Here is a 20,447-nt window from a genome sequence, read left to right as displayed (position 1 = left end):
GAGGAGGCTGGGCAGCACCCGGAGCACCGAGGAGACCGATGGCGTCGAGCACGCGGACCAGGGACCCCGGGGACCGCCCGACGCATCATGCACGCGACTCGAAGGACAGGTGAGACGGCGCCGGGCTCGGCACGACTGCTGGCCCGGCTCTCCCTGGTGTGCGTCGCCGGTGCCGTGGCCGCCGTGGTCGCGGGCGCCGGGAAGTGGCTGATCCTGCTGCTGGGGCTGGTGGGACTCGCCCTGGCCGGGGCCGGCATCTGGTGGGCGCTGGCGCACCGCGGCATCGCCCGTTTCGTCGGCGCCCTGCTGGCGGTCGTGGCGCCGCTGGCCGTTCTGGTGCTGTACGCGGTGTCCGGCCTGTGGCTGGTGGCGGTGGGGGCCGTGGCCGCCTGGACCGCGGCGCTCGCCTGTGCGCGCAGCGCGCTGCGCAGGCTGCGCAAGCCGCACGGCATGCATTCCCGCAGCGCGCGCAGGCCCCGCCACCCCGTACTGATCATGAACCCGCGCTCCGGCGGCGGAAAGGTCGGCAAGTTCGGGCTGGTGGAGCGGGCCGAAGCCCTCGGCGCCCGGGTGATCCTGCTCGACCTGGACACCTCCCCGGATCCGGTGGCGCTGGCCCGGCAGGCCGTCGCCGAGGGCGCCGACCTGCTGGGGGTGGCCGGCGGTGACGGCACCCAGGCCCTGGTGGCCGGTGTCGCCGCCGAACACGGCCTGCCGTTCATGGTGGTGACCGCCGGTACCCGCAACCACTTCGCCCTGGACCTCGGTCTGGACCGCGACGACCCCGCGCGCAGCCTGGACGCCCTCACCGACGGGGTGGAACTCCGCGTCGACCTCGGGGACGTGGCCGGCCGGCCGTTCGTCAACACGGCCTCGTTCGGCACCTACGCGCACATCGTGCAGAGCCCCGAGTACCGCGAGGCCAAGGCGGCCACCGCGCTCGACCAGCTGCCGGACCTGCTGACCGGCGACGCGAGCACCGCGCTGACGGCCCGGGCCGACGAGGAGCGGCTGCAGGCCCCGCAGGCGGTGCTGGTCAGCAACAACCCCTACGTCCGGGCCGACCCCCTGGGGGGTGCGCGCAGGGAACGGCTCGACACGGGCAGGCTCGGCGTGATCGCGGTCCGGGTGGAGGGCGCGGCCCAGGCCGCCGAGGTGGCGCTGCTGGGGGAGCGGGCCAGCGGCATCACGACCCTGGCGCCCCGCCGAGTGGTCGTCGAGTCCGAGGCGGAGCTCATTCCGGTCGCCGTGGACGGTGAGGCACTCACCCTGCCCACGCCCGTGGTGTGCACGATACGTCCCGGCGCACTGCGGGTACGTGTGCCCAGACACAGGCCGGGCGCCCCGTACGTCGCACCGTCCGTCGACTGGCGGCGTATCGTGCGCCTCGCGTTCCACCGGGCGCCCGACCCACGAGAGAAGAACCAGGAGCACAGCGATGGCTGACCGCACCCCGCGGGAACAACGTGTACCGCGAGGCCTGCTGCGTGATCTCGCCGCCCTCGACCAGGCGCTGTACGAGGCCGTGACGGTCACCAGCACACCCGCGCTGGATTCCGCGCTGCGCCGGCTGTCCGCGGCGGCCGACCACTCCAAGATCTCCTTCGCCGTCGCCGGGACACTCGCGCTGTGCCCCGGCCGGTCCCGGCGCGCCGCCGCCCTCGGAGTCGCGGCGATCGGCGTCGCCTCGGCCACCGCCAACCTGCTCGGCAAGCGGCTCGTACGACGGCCACGTCCCCACCGCGCCGTGGACTCGCCGTTCCCGGGGCGGCACGTGCCGATGCCCGCGTCCGCGTCGTTCCCCTCCGGGCACACCGCCTCGGCCGTCGCCTTCGCCGCCGCGGTCGGCCCCGCGCTGCCCGTCGCGACGGTGCCCCTGGGCCTGCTGGCCGTCGCCGTGGGCTACTCGCGCGTCCACACCGGGGTGCACTACCCGGGCGACGTCATCGCCGGCGCGGTCCTGGGCACCGGAGCGGCAGCCACGGTCCTGGCCGCCGCCCGCCACATCTAGCCACGGCTCGGCGGGGTGGGGGACGTCGCCCACCGAGAAGACGCCCGGCCCGCTGACGCCGTACAGCACCTTGCCGACCAGCGGGGGCGGTACGGCGCTCGGCGACAGTTGCTCGAAGGACTGTCCCGTGGTGCCGAAGGAGCGTCCGGTGCGTCCGATCTCCTTGCCGGTGCGCGGATCGAGGGCGAGGACGCTGGTGTCCGGCAGGGTGACGTACAACCGGCCGTCGTGCAGGGACGGTTCGCTGAAGACACGCAGGTCGCGGTCGCCGGCGTCCCGATGCGCGCCTCGATCCGGTATCCCCCCACCGACCGGGGATCGTCCTCGCGCAGGGTCACCTGAGCTCCTTCACCGGGTGGGCCCTCCATGAACGAGTACGGGTCGTGTGACATGGACCGTCACTCCAACGGTGCGTTCCGACGGCCGGGCACGGCACCGGTTGCGGGCGGTTCGATCAAGTGGGTGGTTGGGTCAAGTGCGTTGTCCCTAGGATGTATCGCCTGGCGCTCGGGTGCGCCGGGTCCGGTGCGGGAGTGGGGGAGACGATGGAGTCCGGGAAGCAGTTGTCCACGAAGATCGATGCGACGGTGCCCACGGCCGCGCGCATGTACGACCACTATCTGGGCGGCAAGGACAACTACGCCGTCGACCGGGCCGCCTGCGAGGAACTCGACAAGGTGGTTCCGAGCACGCGCGCGCTGGCGCAGAACAACCGGCGCTTTCTGCAGCGGGTGGTGCGGACGCTGGCGCAGGAGTACGGCGTGCGCCAGTTCCTCGACCACGGCTCCGGCCTGCCCACGCAGGACAACGTGCACCAGGTCGCACAGCGGGTCGACCCGCAGGCGCGGGTGGTCTACGTCGACAACGACCCGATGGTCCTGGTGCACGGCCGCGCCCTGCTCGACCAGAACGACCGCACCGCCGTCATCCAGGCGGACCTGCGCGAGACCGACACGATCTTCTCCCACCCCGACACCGAGCGGCTGATCGACTTCTCGCAGCCGGTGGCCGTGCTGTTCAACTCGGTCTTCCACTGCATCCCCGACAGCGACACCGACGGGCCGGTCGCGGTGGTGCGCCGCGTGGCCGAACGGCTCGTGCCCGGCAGCTACCTGGTGATGTGCCAACTGGTGAGCGAGGACGCGGAAGTGCGGGAGTTCGTCACGAACTTCATGGACCAGGCGACCCAGGGCCACTGGGGGCGGGTGCGGCAGGAGAAGGACGTCGCCGAGTGGTTCGAGGGGATGGACGTCCTGGAGCCCGGCCTGGTGGAGGTGTCCACCTGGCGGCCGGACAACGAGGTGGCGCCGCGTCAGCTCACCCAGGAGTGGATCGAGTTCGGCGGGGTGGGCCGCCTCCGTTAGCCGGCAGCGGCGGCCCGGGTCACCGGGCCCCGTACCGCCCCGCGGCCGTCTCGCGCAGGAGGGTCAGGGACTCGCGGGGGTTGAGGGCCTCGTCCGCCAGCCGGTCCAGGGTCACCCGGTACTCCTCCGTCTCGTCGCGGTCCTCCAGGAACGTCGCGCTCCTGATGTGCTCGAGGTAGACCACGTCCGGCAGTTCGAGGCCGCCGAAGCGCAGATAGGTGACGGGGATGGCCGGTGCCGAGGCGTTCGTGACGTCCAGGGGGACGATCTGCACGGTCACGTGGGGGAGCTGCGCCATCTCGACCAGGTACTCGAGCTGATCCCGCATCACCTCGCGGCTGCCCAGCACACGCCACAGCACCGACTCGTCGACCACCGCCCACAGCTGCGGCGGGTCCGACCGCTGAAGCAACTCCCGTCGCCGCGTGCGCAGTTCCACCCGCCGCTCCACCTCGCGGGCCGGCGCCGAGGGCAGGCCGCGCTCCACCACGGCACGGGTGTAGGCCGGGGTCTGCAGCAGTCCGGGAACGTACTGGATCTCGAAGGTACGGATCGCCTCGGCCGCCTCCTGCAGCCCGACGAGCCGGTCGAACCACTCGGGCATCAGCCGCTTGTCGAAGCGCTGCCACCATCCCGGTTCCCCGGCGCGCCGCAGCAGCTGCAACAGGACCGACGTCTCGTGGTCGTCCGTCTTGTACAGCTGCAGCAGCGCCCGGACATCATCCTCGGTGGGCGGCCGACGTCCCTTGCCCGCCTCGATGCGCGACAGCTTCGCCGGGCTGAACCCCACGGCGCGAGCGGCCTGCTCCTGCGAGAGGCCGACATCCTCGCGGAAACCCGCCAACTGCACCCCGACCAGCATCTTCAGCAGGGTCGGGGCCGGTTCGGTGCGATCCAGATACGGTTCGAGGCGGGAGACGCGAGGTGACTCGGACGACATCCTGACTCCCGGTACGCAGACGACAACAGGGCGCATTATCGCACTGTTCTGCCTCTCGGCGCCCGTGCCGCGGGAAGTGGCGTCCGGGAGAGAGCCGGGTCATACGAGGTGGTCGAACTCCCCGTCCTTCGCGCCGGCGATGAAGGCGGCCACCTCGGCCGGTGTGTAGACCAGCGCGGGCCCGTGCGGGTCGCGGGAGTTGCGCACGGCGACGCCTCCTTCGGGCAGGGCGGCGACTTCCACGCAGTTGCCCTCGGCGTTGCTGTGACGGCTCTTGACCCAGTCCACGCCCAGCGCGCTGGCCCGCACCCCGTTACGAACTGACGGCACGGCACTCTCCTTGCTCGTGTTGCGCCACATCAGCGGCCTGCCACCGCAACCGGTGGAGGGCCGCCCGTGGCGTCGGCTGCATCGTTCAGCGCATGCAATTTTCCGTGAAATTGCACGAACCTGCTCTCAGCGTGGATAATAACCAGGGCGTCAACCGCCCCCGCTGGCGCCCGTCCTGTCGTCCTCTCAGGAGGTGCTGTGTCGTCGCCCGCGCACCCAGCAGCCCTGTTCGACCCACCCGCGCGCTCGGAGGACCTCGCCCCGCTCCTCGCCGCACCCGCGCGCCGCGCCCCCCGGACCGCCACCCTGTGCCTGTCCGGCACCGGCAGGGAAAGCGCCCAGGCCCGCGCCTTCACCGAACACACGCTCGGACACTGGCGGTTGGACCACTGCCGCGACGACGCGCTGAGCATCGTCTCCGAACTCGTCGCCAACGCCCTCACCCACGCCCGGCCCGACCCGGCCACCGAGCACGAGGTGTGGCTCAGGCTGACCCTGCGCACCACTCACCTCGTCTGTGCCGTCAGCGACCCCGACACCGCCGTACCGACGTGCCGGCCGGCCTCCGACGACCTGGACGAGAACGGCCGCGGCCTGCGCATCGTCGACGCCCTGGCCGAACACTGGGGCTGGACCCGCCGCGCCCTCGCGGGCAAGACCGTCTGGGCCATGCTGCCCACCCGGCGCCGCATCCCGGACGGGGGACACGGCGACAGCCCGCAGCGATGAACGCCCCCATCAGCGGCGACCGGCCGCCCACCACCCTCGGCGACGTCACACGAGTGCCCTGGCGCGAGATCAAGGACACCACCGGATCCGCCGCCGCCATCCCCTACCTGCTCGCCGCCCTCGCCTCGGGCGACGCCGGCGCCGCCCACACCGCGCTGGCGGGCCTGCGCAACCGCATCTGCCGCCACGGCTTCGTCGTCGACCAGGCCACCGCCGTCACCGTCCCGTTCCTGTGGGACCTCGCCCAGCGTCCCCAGGTCACCTGCCGCGCCCAGATCCTGCACCTGCTCCGCAACATCGCCGGCGCCCGCCAGTGGGAGACCACGGCCGCCGCCTACCCCAAACTGCGCCACCGCCACGGCGACCACATCGCCTGGGAGCACGCCGCCCGCCGCGCCGTCCGCGCCCACAGCGACGCCATCCCGCGACTGCTGAGCGAACCGGACGCCGAACTGGTCGACGCCACCGAGGAACTGGCCACCGCACTGGCTGCCCCGGAGGGCGGGAGCCCCGCCGTGTGGTCGAGCACACGCTCACCCTGACCGGAGCGGCACCGCGGCCGGGATCCGCTCCAGAACCCCGCCGGCGAAGACGTCGTACAGAGGCAGCGTCTCCAGATGCACATAGCCGATGTGGCAGTCGCACACGGCCAGTGGACACGGCCGGGGGCGCAGGGCGGCGCGGTAGGAGCCGTCGTAGAGATTGCCCAGTTCGGCACGGACGAAGTGGCAGCGCCGCACGGTGCCGTCGCCGTCGACCGAGATCACGGACTCACCGGTACGGCAGGGCAGGCCCGCGCTGGCGTGCGGGTGGCGGCTGTAGGGGAACAGCGGGTCGAGCGCGGTCCACCGGTCGGCGTCGGCGTCCCGATAGGTGTGCCCCTCGGCCGCGTTGACCCACAGATAGACATGGCCGGGCAGGTCGGCCCGCAGCCGGCGGGCGGCCTCCAGATGCTCGGGCAACCCCACCACACCGACACTGAAACGGACGCCGGAATCGGTGAGTTCACGGCACTTGGCGAGGAAGCGGTCGTACGGCGTCTGCCCCGGGTGGTAGGTGCACCACAGGGCCAGGGTGTCCGGATCGGCCTCCGCCAGCCAGTCCGTGCGGCAGCTGAGGTTGGTCTGGATGGCGACCCGGCGGATGTGCGGCAGACGGGACAGCCGCACCAGGGTCTGCCGGTACCAGGAGCGCACCAGACCCTCACCCCACGGAGTGAACAGCAGCGACAGACGATCACCGCTCCGGGCGGCGGCCCAGTCCGCGAAACGCTCCAGGGCGGCCCGGTCGGCGCGCAGTTGCGCGGTGGAATCGCGCCGCTTGGCGAACGGGCAGTAGGGACAGTCGTAGTCACAGGAGGCGAGCGGCCCCCGGTAAAGGATCGTCAGGTCCATGGAAGGGCCGGTCACTTCCTCTCGTACGCGGCCATCGCGGCCCGCACGGCCGGAGAGAACAACCGCGGCCCGATCGCGTCGGAGTGGGCGAGCCCCTCCGCGCTCAGACGCAGGCGCGCGGACCCGGACTCGGCCAGCCAGCCACGCTGGGCCAGTCCCTCGATCTCGGCGGCGAAGTCGTCGCCGGGAGAACTCCCGAACCGGGCACGGTAGTCGGCGACCTCCAGGCCCTCCGCCTGCAACAGGGACTGCAGCAGATGCCGTCGACGGGCCTCGCCGGCGTCCATCCGGTAGCCGACCTCGGCGTGGGCGAAGTCGGCGGCGCGGACGTAGTCGTCGATGATGCCGCGGATCTCGTGCATGCCCACCGCGTAGTCGAAGGAGTAGTGCAGCCCCCGGGTGTACGAGCGCGCCCCGCACCCGAGGCCGATCATGCCGTCCGTCTGGCAGGCGTAGTCATCGGCACCCTGCGCTGGAGCGTCCGCCCTGCGGAACATCCGCATCGACTGCTGGACGTACCCCTGCGCCAGGAGATGGTCACGGCCCGCGCGGTACAGGCGCAGCCGCTGCTCGTCCCAGGCCGGGTCGGTGCCCGGCCCGCCGCGATGGCGGTCGAGACCGGTCAGGGGGCGGACGTAGAGCGGATAGAGGTACAGCTCCTCCGGACACCAGGCCAGGGCCGCGTCCAGCGAGTGCCGCCAACTGCGCTCGCTCTGACCGTCGATGCCGTAGATGAGGTCGATGTTGAGCACCGGGATGCCGGCCTCCCGGACCCGGCCCAGGGCCGCCTCGACGTCGGCGCGGCGCTGCGGGCGTACGGCGGCCCGCGCCTCGGCGTCGACGAAGCTCTGCACACCCAGGCTCAGCCGGGTCGTGCCGCGCTCCGCCAGCACGGCGAGACGGTCGGCGGTGGCCGTGGCGGGCGACGCCTCGACGGACAGCGGGATCGCCCGCAGGTCGGCGCCCATGCGCCGCTCGGCGATGTCGCACAGGCGCGACAGCTCGGCCGCGGTCAGGAAGGTGGGCGTGCCGCCGCCGAAGGCCGCGGTGGCGAAGCGGACCTCGCCCGTGTCGCCGAGTGCCCCGCGCACCGCGTCGGCCTGCCGCTCCAGGGCGTCCAGGTAGGCGCCGGTCAACCCGTCGGGCGCGCCGATGCGCGTGAACAGGTTGCAGAAGCCGCAGCGCACCTCGCAGAACGGTATGTGCAGGTAGAGGGAGAGAGCACTTTTGTCCTCGCCCGTCCACAGCGACCGTAGCGCGGGCCGGTCGGGCAGCCGGCGGTAGGCGGTCTTGTGCGGATAGGCGTACACGTAGTGCTGGTAGGGGCTGGTGAGCTGCGCTGTGGTCATCGGGCGGCCTCGGCGGGGTCGAGGAAGAAGTGGGCGTAGGGCACGGTCCACACGGACTCGTGGCCGAGGCGGTGGCCGGTGTAGCCGTCGTCGCCGTAGGCGGTGCCGTGGTCGGAGCAGACGATCGCGAAGCAGCGGCGCCGGGAACTCGCGGCGGCGAAGAGACGGCCGATGTGCCGGTCGACGTACTCCAGCGCGGCGGCGTGCGTGGCGCGGCTGTCCCCGGCCTCGCGGGTCGCGCCGGGCAGATGGAACCAGTTCGGCTGGTGCAGGGCGGAGACGTTCACGAAGAGGAACAGCCGCTGCTCCGACGGGAGTTGGGAAACAATCCTTTCGGCTCGGGCGACCTGGTTCTCGAAGGACTGGGGCGAGGTCACGCCGAACCCGGTCTCCCAGTGGGACTCGGCGAAGAGTCCGGGCAGGACCGAGCCGAGCGGGCCCCGCTTGTTGAAGAAGCCGACGCCCCCGACGCACACGGTGTGATAGCCCGCCTTGGCCAGCCCGGACACCAGGTCGGGGGTGTCGTAGACGAAGGTGCCGTCGGCGGTGGTCTCGCTGCCGGCGAAGCTCGCCGCGAACAGCCGCGGATGCGGCCCCGGTGCGGCCGGGGTCGGCAGGAAGCCCGCGAAGATCGCCTGGTGGGAGGCGTAGGTGAAGCTGCCGGGTGCGTGGCGCTTCTCCCAGGCGCCGCCCGGAAGGTGACGGGCCAGGTTCGGTATGCGGCCCTCGGCCGCCAGCTCGACGGCCACGTCGTGGCGGAGTGTGTCGAGGGTGACGAGGAGAAGGTCGTCGCGGCCGACGATCTCCTTCATGTCGGGCTCGGACATGCGCTGTTCCTGTTCTGTACGGGCGGTGCGGGCCGCGGGTGGGTGCGCAGGGCGGCCGCCACCTGCGCGGCATAGGTGTCCAGTCCCTCGGCGCCGCTGCCGGGCAGACCGGTCAGCCGGGGCAGCAGATCACCGAAGGCGTTGACCTCGCCGACGTAGGCTCTGCGCCACCCGACGGCCGGCAGCAGGTCCACGCCGACGCACAGTGTGCGTGGAAAACAGGCCGCTGCCCGCTCGCACACCTCCAGCACGTCCACCCAACGGACCCCCGAGGCCGCCACGGCCTCGCGGGCGTCCTCCAGGTCGCCACGGCTGCCGCCGAGATGGAGGTTGGTCAGCGGTGTACGGCTGGTGCGGACCACCGCGTGGGTGGCCCGGCCGGCGACCACGACCACCCTCAGATCCGCCGCGCGCCCCTGCAGGGAGGCCTTGGGCACCCAGCGCTCGACATGCAGCCCGTCGGGCGCCAGCGCGTCGACGACGACGGCGATGTCCCGCTCGCGCTCGTACCGCCGCACCTTGAGGGAGTTGTACAGACGGCCGTCCGCGCTGAGTTCCACCGAGGTCGTCGCCCGGATCCGCCCACCCCCGGCCGCCTCCACGGCCAGAACCCCGGAAGCGGACGACCCGTGAGCCGGCTTCACGAACAGCCGCGGCATACGGTGCTCCCGCATCAGCGTCCGCACATCCTCCCAGCCCCGCACCGCCGCGCCCTGCGGCCCCGACGTCGGCGAAAACGGCACCGCGACTGCGGCCGCATCCAGTACGGCGTGACAACGGCGCTTGTCGAACAGCACCGCGAGCTCGTCGGGATCGTCCAGCCGGACACCGCCGCGCAGCGACCGCAACGCGGCGATCAACCCCGCGTACCAACGCGCCGACCCCTCCACCCGCGTGGGGTCCGAGACACTCCGCAACAGACGGTCGACCTCGGGATCCTCGCCGGGAGAGTCGACGCGCACGATCTCGTCCGCCGCGAAGTCGGCACCCCCCTCGCGCAGGACGTCCGCCCACGGCACGAGCCGCGGCTCGGACACGCCGGCCGCGCGCACCGCGTCGGCGAAGAGGGACACCCGCCGGTTGCCCGGGTTCCCGACCACGGCGAAACGCGGAACAGACGCCGCTCGGCTCACCAAGCGGGCACTCACTCGCCCACGGCGACATAGCGCCAGACCGTGCCGTCGTCCTCGGTGTCCTCGTCCGCGTCACCGCGGTCCAGATCGACCTCCACGCCCGCCGACTCCAGCGTCTGCCGGACACGCTCCACGAAGGGCTCGCTCAGGTAGTGATGATGGAGATCGAGCTTCTTGAGGTGGGTGAGCGGCTGTCCGCCGAGCAGCGCACCGGCGCCCTCGTCGGTCAGCACGCCCATGGACAGGTCCAGCACCTCCAGGCGGGCGACGACGGGAGCGGCGGCGACGGCCGCGGCCACCGCGTCCTGCATCTCGCTGTTGCGCAGGGCCAGATGACGCAGACGCGGCAACCGCGCGCCGGACAGGATGCCCTCCAGGTCGCCGACCTCGCTGTCACCGCCGTAGTCGGGAGTGCCCAGCCACAGGTCCAGGTGCTCCAGCGCCGGCAGGTCACTGGCGCCGACACCCCGCACCACATCGGCGGGCAACCCGCCCGTCTCCACGACGAGCCGGCGCAGCGCACCATGGCTCAGCGCGGTGAACCCCAGCCCCGAGCCACCCCGCACACCGAACTCCTCCAGCGCCGGAAACCCGGTCAACAGCCCGGTGACGTCGGTCTGGTTGATCCAGGAGATCTCACACTCCTCCATCACCATGTCCCCGAGGAACAGCGCGCGCAGCGCCGGGAAGCGGTCCCGCGCCGCGAGCAGGGCGGCGATCACGGGGGAGGGGTCGGTGTCGTACGCCTCCTGCCAGGCGCCCACGATCAGCGCCCGCACCCGGGTGGTGTCGACGGCGGCACAGAAACGGGCGAAGGCGTCGGTCCAGTCCTCGTCCGCGTCGTACACGTCCGAAGTGATCCGCCAGGCCACCGACTCCGCGTCGGGCAGGCCGTCCGTCGGCGCTCCGGGGCCGGAAAAGGTGTGCGCGGGCAGCCGGTACAACGCGTCGAGATGGCTGTGGATCGTCATGCGGCTGCTCCTGAGGAGAACGAGTGCGCGGGATGTGATGTCGGCAGTTCTACCAACAGCCACTGACAATGCCCCTCGGTGGGGCGGGATTCGGGGCGTTGTCAGTGGCGGCGCCTACGGTCTTGGTCATGAGGCCGGTGCGTGGTGCACCCGGCGGTGAGGGGAGAGCCGTGTTCAGGCAGGGAGACGTGCTGATCGTGCCGGTGACGGAGGACGCGGTCCCGGCGCATGTGGCCCACGCGCCGAGGGAGCGACGGGACGGGCGGGGCCGCCTCGTGCTGGCGCTGGGTGAGGTCACCGGGCACGCCCACGCGGTCGTGGGGCCGGGCGAACTGGTGTGCGAGCCGGGGCCGTTCGGCCCGCTGCTGCTGCACCTTCCCCAGGGCGGGCGGGTGGTGCACGAGGAACACGCCGCGATCGCGCTGCCCAAGGGCTGGTACCGGGTGATCAGACAGCGGGAGTACGTCCCCGGGTCCGTCCGCGTCGTCGCCGACTGAACAACGCAGAGGAGCACAGCACATGACCGGCACGAACACCGAAGAGCCCCTGACGCGGGCGAGCAGCGCCCCCGACCTGTCGACGTGGCGCGCGTACGCCTCCGCGACCGCTCCCGCCGACCGTGTGACCGCCGAGCACGGCATCCGGCGGGCCTACCGCGAGGCGGGACTTCCCGAACCGGAGCAGGTGGTGTGGGCCGACTCCCCGCGCGCGGCCGTGACGCTGATACGACAGCTCACCGACCGGGGCCCCAGCGTGCGCGAGGCGCTGCGCACCGCTCCCTGGGCGCTGGAGAGGCGGCGGCTGCACGCCCGACTCGGCGCCGAGGGCTGGGCCGGGCACTGGGCGGCGACCGGCGCACGCCTGTGGGCCTCCACCCAGCCTCTCGTCGACCGGATCAGCGCCGGCGTCCTGGAGGATCTGGTGGGCCGCGACACCGGCAAGGAGGCGGCGGAGGTCCGCCTGCTCCTGCTGGACGCCGTGCTCGGCCAGCACGACGCCCCCTGGCTCGCCGCGTTCCCCACAGACGACGGCCCGCTCGGCGCCCTGGCCGAGGTGTGCCGCAGCGCCGGCTGGTGGTGGCCCTTCGCCCGTGTCGCCGTGGCGTCGGAGCGTCCCGTGGCCCTGCACCGCGACGAGGCGGGCCGCCTCGACAACGGCGACGGCCCGGCCCTCGCCTACCCCGACGGCTTCGCCCTGCACGCCTGGCGCGGCATGCCCGTACCGCCCACGTTCATAGCCGAACTGCCCACCCTCACACCGGACCGCATCCGCGCCGAGGAGAACGCGGAGCTGCGCCGGGTGATGCTGGAGTACTACGGCTACGACCGCTACCTCGCCGATTCCGCGGCCCGCCCCGTCCACCAGGACGAGACCGGCACCCTGTGGCGCATCGACCTGCCCGACGACGAACCGGTGGTGATGGTCGAGGTGCTCAACTCCACCCCGGAACCGGACGGCACCCGGCGCACCTACTGGCTGCGCGTACCGCCGTCGACCCGGACGGCCAGGGCGGGCGTCGCCTGGACGTTCGGCCTGGAGCCTGAGGTCTACGCACCGGTCCGGGAGACGTGAGGGCACCGGTCACGGGTCGGTGTCGCGGCCCGGCTCCCATGCCCTGCCTGGGCGGGCGACCACCCGGTGGCTACCGGGTCGCCGACCTCAGATGCCACCGCCCGGCACGACCAGTCCGGTTTCGTAGCCGATGATGACCAACTGGGCTCTGTCGCGGGCGCCCAGCCGGTTCATTATGCGGCTCACGTGAGTCTTCGCGGTGAACGGGCTCAGATGCAGCGCCTGGGCGATCTCCGTGTTGTTCAGGCCCTTGGCCACGAGGGTGAGGACCTCCCGTTCGCGCGAGGAGAGGGCAGCCAGGCGCTCGGGGGTGAAGCGGGCGTCCAGGGACGAAGCCGTCTCCGGCAGACGCAGGACACGGGCGATGACGCGGGCTGTAGGACCGGGGGAGAGCAGCGCGTCGCCGGCGGCCACTGTGCGCACGGCCTGCAGCATGTCGGCCGGGAGGGTGTCCTTGACGATGAAGCCGCTGGCCCCCGCCCGCAGCGCGGCGATGATGTGCTCGTCGGTGCCGTACGTGGTCAGCACCAGCACCCGGACACCGGCCAGATCCTCGGCGGCGGCGATCAGACCGGTCGCCTCGATACCGTCCAGTTCGGGCATGCGGACGTCCATGACGACGACATCGGCGCGGGCGTCGCGCGCCAGTTCGTAGGCCCCGCGTCCGGTGGCCGCCTCACCGACCACCTCCGGGACCAGTGGCCAGAACACCCGCCGCCCGAGCAGTACCAAGACTGCTGGTCTCGGCGGTGATCACCGGCCCCGCCGCCTTCGCGCTCCTGGAGAGGCTCAGCCGCAAGATCGGCGATGCGCTTGTCGAGGAACCGGTTGTTGTCCCGCGCCGCTTTGAGGCGGTCCTCGAGGGTCTTGTTGTCCTGCGTCCGCTGCCGGATCTTCAGCTTGAGGCTGTGGTTCTCGCTTACGATTCGCTGGACGGTGTCGGCCGGCAGACCGCTCTCGAGGTCCCGGATGCGGCCCAGCAGGGTGGCGATCTGGGCCCGCTGCGTGCGCACTTCCAGATTGGCCGTCTTGGTGATCTCCTCGGCGTTGAGGGCCCGCTCGCGCCAGGCCGCTTCGGCGTGGGCGGCCTTCTCCGTCCGGTCCTTGACCGTCTGGCACGCAGCCGACTCGGCTGCGCGTTCCACGAGCCGTCGCGCTTCGCCGTTTTGGTAGAGGAACGTGCGTGAGACGTCCGCCCGGCGGGCGACCGCGGCGAAGGTCACCCGGGATCGTTCGCGGCGCATCTGCCTGAGGACGTCGCGGATCCGGTCGAGCATGGCGGCGGCGGCTGAGGTCCAGTGCCAGGACCGTGGCCTCGGCTTGGGAGAGCGGGCGGTCGCCGGACAGCGGCTCACCCGGTGCGGGTGACCCGGGTCCCGCGACCCAGACCGCCTGGAGTGTGTCTTCGATGTCCGAGGCCGCGCCCTTCGCGTAGTGCTCGGCCATCCGGTCGGAGACCTGACCGAGGTAGCGACGGATCTGCGTGAGCGAGGCGCCGTTTCGCAGCAGCCTCGTCGCCATGGAGTGCCTTGTGTCGGCAGAGGCCGTGTGCGGATGACCTCGTGTGGCGATTGAGTAGGTCGCTCTTCGAGGCACCGTTCGCGACGCCGATTGTCGAGCGTGTTGCCCCGCGGGATGTCCTGTGGTGCGGATCACTTGCCTCGGGTGCTCGTCGGGCAGTTGTCAGTGGGGGCTGAGATCGTGCCTCCGTGAGTGAACTGGTTGAGCATGTCGATGAGCATGACCGCGTGTTGGGAATCGTCGACCGGGATGAGGCGGTGCGTGAGAACTGGCCGCATTGCATTGCAACGACGATCTGTCGTGATCGCGAGGGGCGGATCTTGGTGCTGCGACGGGCTGAGACGATGTCCCGGTTCCCGGGCTACTACGACGTGATGGTCGGCGGTGCCGTGAACGTGGGCGAGTCGTATGAGCAGGCGGCAGTCCGCGAGCTGACTGAAGAGCTGGGCGTTCGTGTGCCGGTGCGGTTCCTGTTCAAGTTCCTTTGCCGGCAAGGGATTAGCCCCGTCTGGTTCGGGGTGCATGAGGCTGTCGTGCCAGCGGCTCTGGTGCCGGACCCGGTTGAGATCGACTGGCAGGACTGGATGACAGTGGACGAACTGCGTGAAGTCGCTGATGCATGGGTCTTCGTTCCGGGAGGGCGGGAGGCCCTGCGCCGATATCTGGAGTCCGGATTCGGTAGCGGTGCGGGCAAGCCAGCGGCCGGATGATCGGCGATGCGGGTCGCAGCGGTTCAGGGCAGGCATCAGCTGCAGGAGCCGATGACGGTGGTTCGCGGTATTAGAAGGCGTCTGACCTTGGGCCCCCTGGCGGTCGCTTCGCGGAGCCGGACGATCTCCTCGTCCCATTCCTCCGGCACCGAGCCGCGCCAGCAGCGGAAAACCGCCGCCCCTGCCCGGATCCGTGGCCTCGAGTGGCTGCACGCCCGCTCTCCCCCGTCACGCCCGGCCCCCCGCGCCGTTGCCTCCGCGACGACGCGCGGACCGGACGGCCCGGAGCAGGATACGGCGGCCGGGCACATCAACCCGCTCCGCCCCGCCTGTACGCGTGGACGTTACGCGGCCTTGGACCGGGCCGAACGCGTGTCCGGGATGGTCTCCTGTGGCTGGGGGTCGAAGATCTCGTCCTCCCCGAAGTCCGGAGCCTGGAAGGGATCTGTCGTCGGGGGCGGCGATACCGCGGTTGAGGGACGGCGGGGCTGCTGCTCCGGGGCGGAGAACAGCGAAGTCGGGTCGATGAGAGGTCTGCCTTCCGTTACAGGCCCCCATGAGGGGCCTGGTGTGCCGTGACCGGCCATGCGGGGGTGCTACAGCTTGGTCATCTTCGCGTACGGGCTCAGGATCCGCTGTTGCGCCGAGCCGAAGTCCACGAGTGCCGCGATGCCGTCCTCGATGCCGATGACCCGGCCGAGGCCGTACATGTCGTGCGTGACCTGGTCGCCCACGGCGAAGTGCTTCGGAGCCGGTACGACCGGGGCCTTGAAGGGGCTGGTGGGCAGATGACGCTTCGGTGACGCGGATTTGGTCATGGCTCAGTATGCGCCACCGCGGATCCCCCTCGCTGTGGCCATCGGCACAACCATGGACGACCCGCACGGCGCCAACCCACTGACCTGGGCCTTCGAGACCGAGGGCGCCAAAACTGGCCCACCGTTCCGGTATTCCGCCGCCGTGCGCTCTCTCCTGATCACCTCGATCTTGCGCACAGTCCGCGCCCCCGATACAACCGTCCGGTGACAAGCGACTCCGCGCCGAGGGCGCGGTGGACCAAGGACAGGGCCGGAGCCACCCTGGCGGCCACGTCCGGCTACTTCCTCGCTTTCGGACCGGCCATCGAAACGACGAAGCGACTGACCCAGGACCACACGTATGAGGCTGCTGCGCTCGCCAGCTTCGCGGTCGCGGTCCTCGCGTACTGGATCGGCTCACGGCTGATGAAGAAGCTCCCCTGACGCCTGCCACCCGCACGGACCGACGGGCCATCACCCCACATCCACGCGGCGGCCCTCCGCGGTATCGGTGCCCGTCCCGCTGAGGCTCTGTTCATCGACGACACGCCCGGACACGTCCACGCAGCCAGGACACTCGGCACCCATCTCGCCGACGGGGTCGAAGCCGACGGCGCTGCCCTCCTCTCCTGGCTTCGGTCGCTCGGCCGGTGCCTGGGCGACTTTCGGTGACATCCCCCTGCGACTCGCTGGGCGAGCCGGTCTGCCATCAGGGACCGAGTGACGGCTGCAGGCGGCGGGACCAGGGTCTCGCGGTGTCCGCTGGACGTAAGATCCTTCCCGAAGGACGCCGAATCGTCGCCGTCGGGCGGGTGGAGTCGCCGAGCGCGTGGACGGGCCGACAGGGCGGTCAGGAAGGCATCGGCAGGGTCGGGTGGCCCGGGCCGGGATTCCTCGACCCCGGGCCGGGGGCGCGTCACAGTGGCTTTCGTCCGCATCGGCGACCAGGGACCTGTGAGGGGTACGCGAACCATGCCGACCGAAACGTTTGAGTTCCAGGTTGAGGCCCGTCAGCTGCTGCAGCTGATGATCCACTCGGTGTACTCGAACAAGGACGTCTTCCTGAGGGAGTTGGTCTCCAACGCCTCCGACGCGCTGGACAAGCTGCGTCTGGCCGCGCTGCGGGACGACAGCCTCGGGGCGGACACCAGCGACCCGCACATCGAGATCGAAGTCGACCCGGACGCGCGCACGCTCACCGTCCGGGACAACGGCATCGGAATGTCGTACGACGAGGTCGGCCGGCTCATCGGCACCATCGCCAACTCGGGTACGGCCGCCTTCCTGCAGGAGCTCAAGGAGGCCCAGGACGCGGCGGGCGCCGAGGGGCTGATCGGGCAGTTCGGCGTCGGTTTCTACTCCGGCTTCATGGTGGCCGACGAGATGACCCTGGTGACCCGGCACGCGGGGGAGAGCACCGGTACGCGCTGGTCGTCGCGCGGTGAGGGGACGTACACCCTGGAGACAGTGGACGACGTGCCGCAGGGGACCGCCGTCACGCTCCACCTCAAGCCGGCCGACCCCGAGAACCAGCTGCACGACTACACCTCGGTGTGGAAGATCAAGGAGATCGTCAAGCGGTACTCGGACTTCATCACCTGGCCGATCCGGCTCGTGCCGAACGGGGCGGGGGACGACGGCGAGGAGACCTCCGAGCCCGAGACGCTGAACTCGATGAAGGCGCTGTGGGCACGTGCGAAGGAAGAGGTCTCCGAGGACGAGTACCACGAGCTGTACAAGCACGTCAGCCATGACTGGCGCGACCCCCTGGAGACGATTCGCCTCCAGGCCGAGGGCACCTTCGAGTACCAGGCCCTGCTGTTCCTGCCGGAGCACGCTCCGCACGACCTCTTCACCCGGGACTTCCGGCGCGGTCTGCAGCTGTACGTCAAGCGCGTGCTGATCATGGACGACTGCGAGGCGCTGCTGCCGCCGTACCTCCGCTTCGTCAAGGGGGTCGTCGACGCGCAGGACCTCTCGCTCAACGTCTCCCGCGAGATCCTCCAGCAGGACCGGCACATCCGGATGATCCAGCGTCGGCTGACCAAGAAGGTGCTGTCCTCGGTCAAGGAGATGAAGGCCAACGCTCCCGAGAAGTACGCCACGTTCTGGCGGGAGTTCGGGGCGGTGCTGAAGGAGGGGCTGTTCGGCGATCCCGACAACCGCGACGCCCTGCTCGCCGTGGCCTCGTTCGCCAGCACGCACGCCGAGGAGGGGGCGACCACGCTCCAGGAGTACGTGGAGCGGATGAAGGACGGCCAGGACGACATCTACTACATGACCGGTGAGTCCCGGCAGAGCCTCGAGAACTCCCCGCACATGGAGGCGTTCCGGGCCCGTGGCGTCGAGGTGCTGCTGCTGACCGACCCCGTGGACGAGGTGTGGGTCGACGCCGTCGGCGAGTTCGAGGGCAAGCGGCTGCGGTCCGTCGCCAAGGGGGAGATCGACCTCGATGGGCAGGGCGAGGAACAGGCCGAGAAGGAGCGGGAGAAGCAGGCCGAGGAGTACGCCGGGCTGCTGGGCTGGATGAAGGAGCAACTGGCGGACGACGTGAAGGACGTCCGGCTGTCCGCGCGGCTGACGGTGTCCCCGGCCTGTGTCGTCTCCGACGCCCACGATCTGACCCCGGCGCTGGAGGAGATGTACCGGGCGATGGGCCAGGAGGTGCCGCCGACGAAGCGGATCCTGGAACTCAACCCGGCTCATCCGCTCGTGCAGGGGATGAACCAGGCGTTCCAGGGGAGCGAGGACCGGAGCGAACTCGCCGAATCCGCCGACCTGTTGCACGGTCTGGCCGTTCTCGCGGAGGGCGGCCGGCCGAAGGAGCCGGCGCGTTTCGTGAAGCTGGTGGCGGAGCGGCTGGAGCGTTCCCTGCGGTGACGCGGTTGCGTGCCGGGGGCCCGGGACGGTTTCCCGGGCCCCCGGTGCGGCACGACGGAGGTCGTGATGGACTTCGCGACTACGGCGCCCAGGGTTGGCGGGTGAGGGGGCCCGCCGGCCAGGACCGGCGAGCGCCCTCGACCTCGGTCAGTTGGTGTAGACGGCGGGGGAGCCGCTGACGCTGCTGTCGACCAGGGGGGCGTAGGAGGCCGAGAAGTAGCCGTTGGCGTTGCACAGCCCGGAACCGGAGACCTTGGTGAAGGCCTGGTTGGTGAAGGTCAGGCTGTTGGAGTCGTTGGAGCTCACCGCGGAGAGGCTGGGGGCCTGGTAGACGCAGGTGACGGAGCCCAGCAGGGTGGAGAGGACCACGGTGGTCTGGATGCTGCCGCCCGCGGCCGGGGACACGGTGACGCTGCCGTCGGAGGCGGCGGAGGTGGTGTAGGGCAGGCCGTTGACGGTGATGCTGCGCACCCCGGTGACGCCGAAGACGTTGCTGGTGCAGCCGGTGAAGGTCTGGGCCGTCGCGGACTCGGTGGCGGTGCCCGGGGCGGCCGGGTTGTCGGTCACGGTGGCGGAGAGCGTCGAGCCGGTGCAGGTGATGCCGGAGCTGCCGCCGTTGCTGGTGGCGAGGGAGGCCTTGGTGCCGCCGGCCAGTGAGCCGGTGATGACATCGCCGACGGCGACGGCGTTGCCGCCCGCGCTGCCGTAGGTGAGCACGGCGCTGTCCGCGGAGGCGGCGGTGGCCGGGAGGAACGTCAGGCCCGCGAGGGCGGCGGTGGCGGCTATGGCGACGACGGTGTGTCTGCGCATGGCAGGTCCTCTGGTACGGGGGGTGGCGAAGAGAGCGGGCCGTCGCCTCCGCCAAGGGGATGTGGAGGCGACGACCCGCGCACGGCCGCTCCCGGAGGGAGGGAACGGCGGACCGGTGCGGGTGCTGACCCGGCGTACGGGATGCCGGGGCTCTTGTTGCGGCCTTGCGGGTGCGTGAGACTGACGGCTCCAGCGGTCTGCACCGCAGGTCCGCGCGAGTGGAAAACCTGTGAAGGTTGTAAACCTGACGGGTATTCAACGTCAAGGCGCTGCACGGAAGTTCGCGAGGAAGGACGTGGTGGCATGGCAGAAGCGCCGTCGGTGCCGCCCGCGCTGGTGCTGCCCGGTACCCGCACGGGACGCGACCCCGAGCGCTCGCTGCGGCGGGGGCCGCGTCGTGCCGCGCCCGAGGTGGTCGCCGCCAACCAGCGTGACCGGCTCCTGGACGGTTTCGTCCGCACCGTCGCCCAGGTCGGCTACGCCCGCACGCGGGTCAGCGACATCTGTACGGCGGCGGGCGTGACCCGGCCGGTCTTCTACGAGCTGTTCAAGGGCAAGGAGGACGCCTTCCTCGCCGCCCACCACCACGGCACCTCCCTGGTCTTCTCCGCCATGGAGGAGGCGCACGCCCAGGGCGCGGACTGGCCCAACCGGGTACGCGCCGGGCTCGGCGCGCTGCTCGGGATCCTGGCTCAGGCGCCGGCCTTCGCCGCCATGGCCATCGTGGAGATCGACGCGGTCGGCCCCGCCGGCCGGGAGGCGCGCGAGGCGCTGCTGGCCCGCTTCCGGTACTTCTTCACCGACCTGCCCGAGCTCGAACTCCCAGTGCCCGCCGAGGAGTTGATCGACATGGTCGTCGGCGGGGTGTACTCCGCGATATACCGGCGGATCGCGGCCGGCCGGACCGCCGAACTGCCCGCCCTGCTGCCCGGTCTGACGTACTCCGTCCTGGCCCCCTTCGTCGGCCCGGAACGCGCCGCCGCCTGCCTCGCCGACCCGCCCCCGACGGCCGGCCCCCGTCCGTCCTGCCTCGCTCCGGAAACCTGACCCGCCGGGACGTCACATTCGCCGCCCCGAACTCCTCTCAGGTGAGAGGAAAGGGGAACGAA

The 20,447-nt window shown here is 71.4% G+C and carries 21 protein-coding genes and 1 pseudogene; 11 read left to right on the top strand and 11 right to left on the bottom strand.

Going from position 1 to position 20,447, the window contains the following annotated elements; translation table 11 throughout:
- Positions 1-87 precede the first annotated feature (87 nt).
- The 3 genes from MKW14_RS04740 (at position 88) to MKW14_RS04730 (ending at position 3,375) form a co-directional block, all read left to right on the top strand.
- Positions 88-1,446: a diacylglycerol/lipid kinase family protein gene (locus MKW14_RS04740; RefSeq protein WP_240859103.1), complete on the top strand. Its 1,359-nt coding sequence runs from the start codon at positions 88-90 to the stop codon at positions 1,444-1,446.
- Positions 1,439-2,011: a phosphatase PAP2 family protein gene (locus MKW14_RS04735; protein WP_240859101.1), complete on the top strand. Its 573-nt coding sequence runs from the start codon at positions 1,439-1,441 to the stop codon at positions 2,009-2,011. Before MKW14_RS04740 ends, MKW14_RS04735 begins: the two co-directional genes overlap by 8 nt.
- A gap of 545 nt (positions 2,012-2,556) precedes the next feature.
- On the top strand, positions 2,557-3,375 hold the full coding sequence (locus tag MKW14_RS04730) for an SAM-dependent methyltransferase (protein WP_240859648.1): 819 nt from the start codon (positions 2,557-2,559) through the stop codon (positions 3,373-3,375).
- A 19-nt stretch (positions 3,376-3,394) separates the two neighbouring features.
- On the opposite strand, the gene MKW14_RS04725 is transcribed toward MKW14_RS04730, so the two are convergent.
- Both MKW14_RS04725 and MKW14_RS04720 read right to left on the bottom strand, forming a co-directional pair.
- Positions 3,395-4,315, bottom strand: coding sequence for a helix-turn-helix domain-containing protein (locus MKW14_RS04725; protein ID WP_240859099.1), 921 nt, complete (start codon positions 4,313-4,315; stop codon positions 3,395-3,397).
- Positions 4,316-4,414: 99 nt separating this feature from the next.
- Positions 4,415-4,645 carry a DUF397 domain-containing protein gene (locus tag MKW14_RS04720; protein ID WP_240859097.1) on the bottom strand — a complete coding sequence of 77 codons (231 nt, stop codon included), beginning with the start codon at positions 4,643-4,645 and terminating at the stop codon, positions 4,415-4,417.
- A 198-nt stretch (positions 4,646-4,843) separates the two neighbouring features.
- Here MKW14_RS04720 and MKW14_RS04715 point away from each other — a divergent pair, with 198 nt between their 5' ends.
- Both MKW14_RS04715 and MKW14_RS04710 read left to right on the top strand, forming a co-directional pair.
- The gene (locus tag MKW14_RS04715) at positions 4,844-5,374 is read left to right on the top strand and encodes an ATP-binding protein (protein ID WP_240859094.1); all 531 of its coding nucleotides are present in this window, start codon (positions 4,844-4,846) and stop codon (positions 5,372-5,374) included.
- Positions 5,371-5,916, top strand: a complete 546-nt coding sequence (locus MKW14_RS04710) for a hypothetical protein (RefSeq protein WP_240859092.1) — start codon at positions 5,371-5,373, stop codon at positions 5,914-5,916. The genes MKW14_RS04715 and MKW14_RS04710 overlap by 4 nt, the downstream gene beginning before the upstream one ends.
- On the opposite strand, the gene MKW14_RS04705 is transcribed toward MKW14_RS04710, so the two are convergent.
- From MKW14_RS04705 to MKW14_RS04685, 5 genes are read right to left on the bottom strand one after another with little or no spacing between them, the layout of a single operon-like run.
- Positions 5,908-6,768, bottom strand: coding sequence for an STM4011 family radical SAM protein (locus MKW14_RS04705; protein ID WP_240859090.1), 861 nt, complete (start codon positions 6,766-6,768; stop codon positions 5,908-5,910). The genes MKW14_RS04710 and MKW14_RS04705 overlap by 9 nt on opposite strands.
- Positions 6,769-6,779: 11 nt before the next feature.
- Positions 6,780-8,117, bottom strand: a complete 1,338-nt coding sequence (locus tag MKW14_RS04700; RefSeq protein WP_240859088.1) for an STM4012 family radical SAM protein — start codon at positions 8,115-8,117, stop codon at positions 6,780-6,782.
- A complete protein-coding gene (locus MKW14_RS04695; RefSeq protein WP_240859646.1) occupies positions 8,114-8,929 on the bottom strand; it encodes an STM4013/SEN3800 family hydrolase in 816 nt (271 codons plus the stop codon). The genes MKW14_RS04700 and MKW14_RS04695 overlap by 4 nt, the downstream gene beginning before the upstream one ends.
- Entirely contained in the window at positions 8,926-10,092 is a 1,167-nt protein-coding gene (locus MKW14_RS04690) for an STM4014 family protein (protein ID WP_374116536.1), read from the bottom strand. The genes MKW14_RS04695 and MKW14_RS04690 overlap by 4 nt, the downstream gene beginning before the upstream one ends.
- Complete coding sequence (locus MKW14_RS04685; RefSeq protein ID WP_240859086.1) at positions 10,089-11,048, bottom strand: STM4015 family protein; 960 nt, start codon at positions 11,046-11,048, stop codon at positions 10,089-10,091. Before MKW14_RS04685 ends, MKW14_RS04690 begins: the two co-directional genes overlap by 4 nt.
- 170 nt (positions 11,049-11,218) lie before the next feature.
- On the opposite strand from MKW14_RS04685, the gene MKW14_RS04680 reads away from it, so the two are divergent.
- Positions 11,219-11,545 (top strand): DUF8820 family protein, encoded by a 327-nt coding sequence (locus MKW14_RS04680; RefSeq protein WP_240859084.1) that lies wholly within the window; start codon positions 11,219-11,221, stop codon positions 11,543-11,545.
- 22 nt (positions 11,546-11,567) lie between these two features.
- A complete protein-coding gene (locus MKW14_RS04675) occupies positions 11,568-12,620 on the top strand; it encodes a DUF6745 domain-containing protein (RefSeq protein ID WP_240859082.1) in 1,053 nt (350 codons plus the stop codon).
- 87 nt (positions 12,621-12,707) lie between these two features.
- Here the strand turns inward: MKW14_RS04675 and MKW14_RS04670 are convergent, their stop codons facing one another.
- Together MKW14_RS04670 and MKW14_RS40830 are read right to left on the bottom strand one after the other, a co-directional pair.
- Positions 12,708-13,352 (bottom strand): response regulator, encoded by a 645-nt coding sequence (locus MKW14_RS04670; protein WP_374116535.1) that lies wholly within the window; start codon positions 13,350-13,352, stop codon positions 12,708-12,710.
- Between the two features lie 335 nt (positions 13,353-13,687).
- Positions 13,688-13,897: pseudogene (locus MKW14_RS40830) on the bottom strand (DUF6262 family protein); the annotation flags it as partial.
- A gap of 432 nt (positions 13,898-14,329) precedes the next feature.
- Here MKW14_RS40830 and MKW14_RS04660 point away from each other — a divergent pair.
- The gene (locus tag MKW14_RS04660; protein ID WP_240859080.1) at positions 14,330-14,851 is read left to right on the top strand and encodes an NUDIX hydrolase; all 522 of its coding nucleotides are present in this window, start codon (positions 14,330-14,332) and stop codon (positions 14,849-14,851) included.
- Between the two features lie 596 nt (positions 14,852-15,447).
- Here the strand turns inward: MKW14_RS04660 and MKW14_RS04655 are convergent.
- Positions 15,448-15,669, bottom strand: a complete 222-nt coding sequence (locus MKW14_RS04655; RefSeq protein ID WP_240859078.1) for a CarD family transcriptional regulator — start codon at positions 15,667-15,669, stop codon at positions 15,448-15,450.
- A gap of 204 nt (positions 15,670-15,873) precedes the next feature.
- Between MKW14_RS04655 and MKW14_RS04650 the strand changes: the two genes are divergently transcribed.
- A complete protein-coding gene (locus tag MKW14_RS04650; RefSeq protein WP_240859075.1) occupies positions 15,874-16,092 on the top strand; it encodes a hypothetical protein in 219 nt (72 codons plus the stop codon).
- Between the two features lie 528 nt (positions 16,093-16,620).
- A complete protein-coding gene (gene htpG, locus MKW14_RS04645) occupies positions 16,621-18,528 on the top strand; it encodes a molecular chaperone HtpG (protein ID WP_240859074.1) in 1,908 nt (635 codons plus the stop codon).
- Between the two features lie 147 nt (positions 18,529-18,675).
- On the opposite strand, the gene MKW14_RS04640 is transcribed toward htpG, so the two are convergent.
- Positions 18,676-19,338: a Tat pathway signal sequence domain protein gene (locus MKW14_RS04640; RefSeq protein WP_240859073.1), complete on the bottom strand. Its 663-nt coding sequence runs from the start codon at positions 19,336-19,338 to the stop codon at positions 18,676-18,678.
- 303 nt (positions 19,339-19,641) lie between these two features.
- Between MKW14_RS04640 and MKW14_RS04635 the strand changes: the two genes are divergently transcribed.
- Positions 19,642-20,385, top strand: coding sequence for a TetR/AcrR family transcriptional regulator (locus tag MKW14_RS04635; protein WP_240859072.1), 744 nt, complete (start codon positions 19,642-19,644; stop codon positions 20,383-20,385).
- Positions 20,386-20,447: the final 62 nt, after the last annotated feature.

This window comes from Streptomyces gilvus (genome assembly GCF_022513565.1).
GTDB lineage: Bacteria > Actinomycetota > Actinomycetes > Streptomycetales > Streptomycetaceae > Streptomyces > Streptomyces gilvus.
This window is presented reverse-complemented; position numbering and strand designations above follow the sequence as displayed.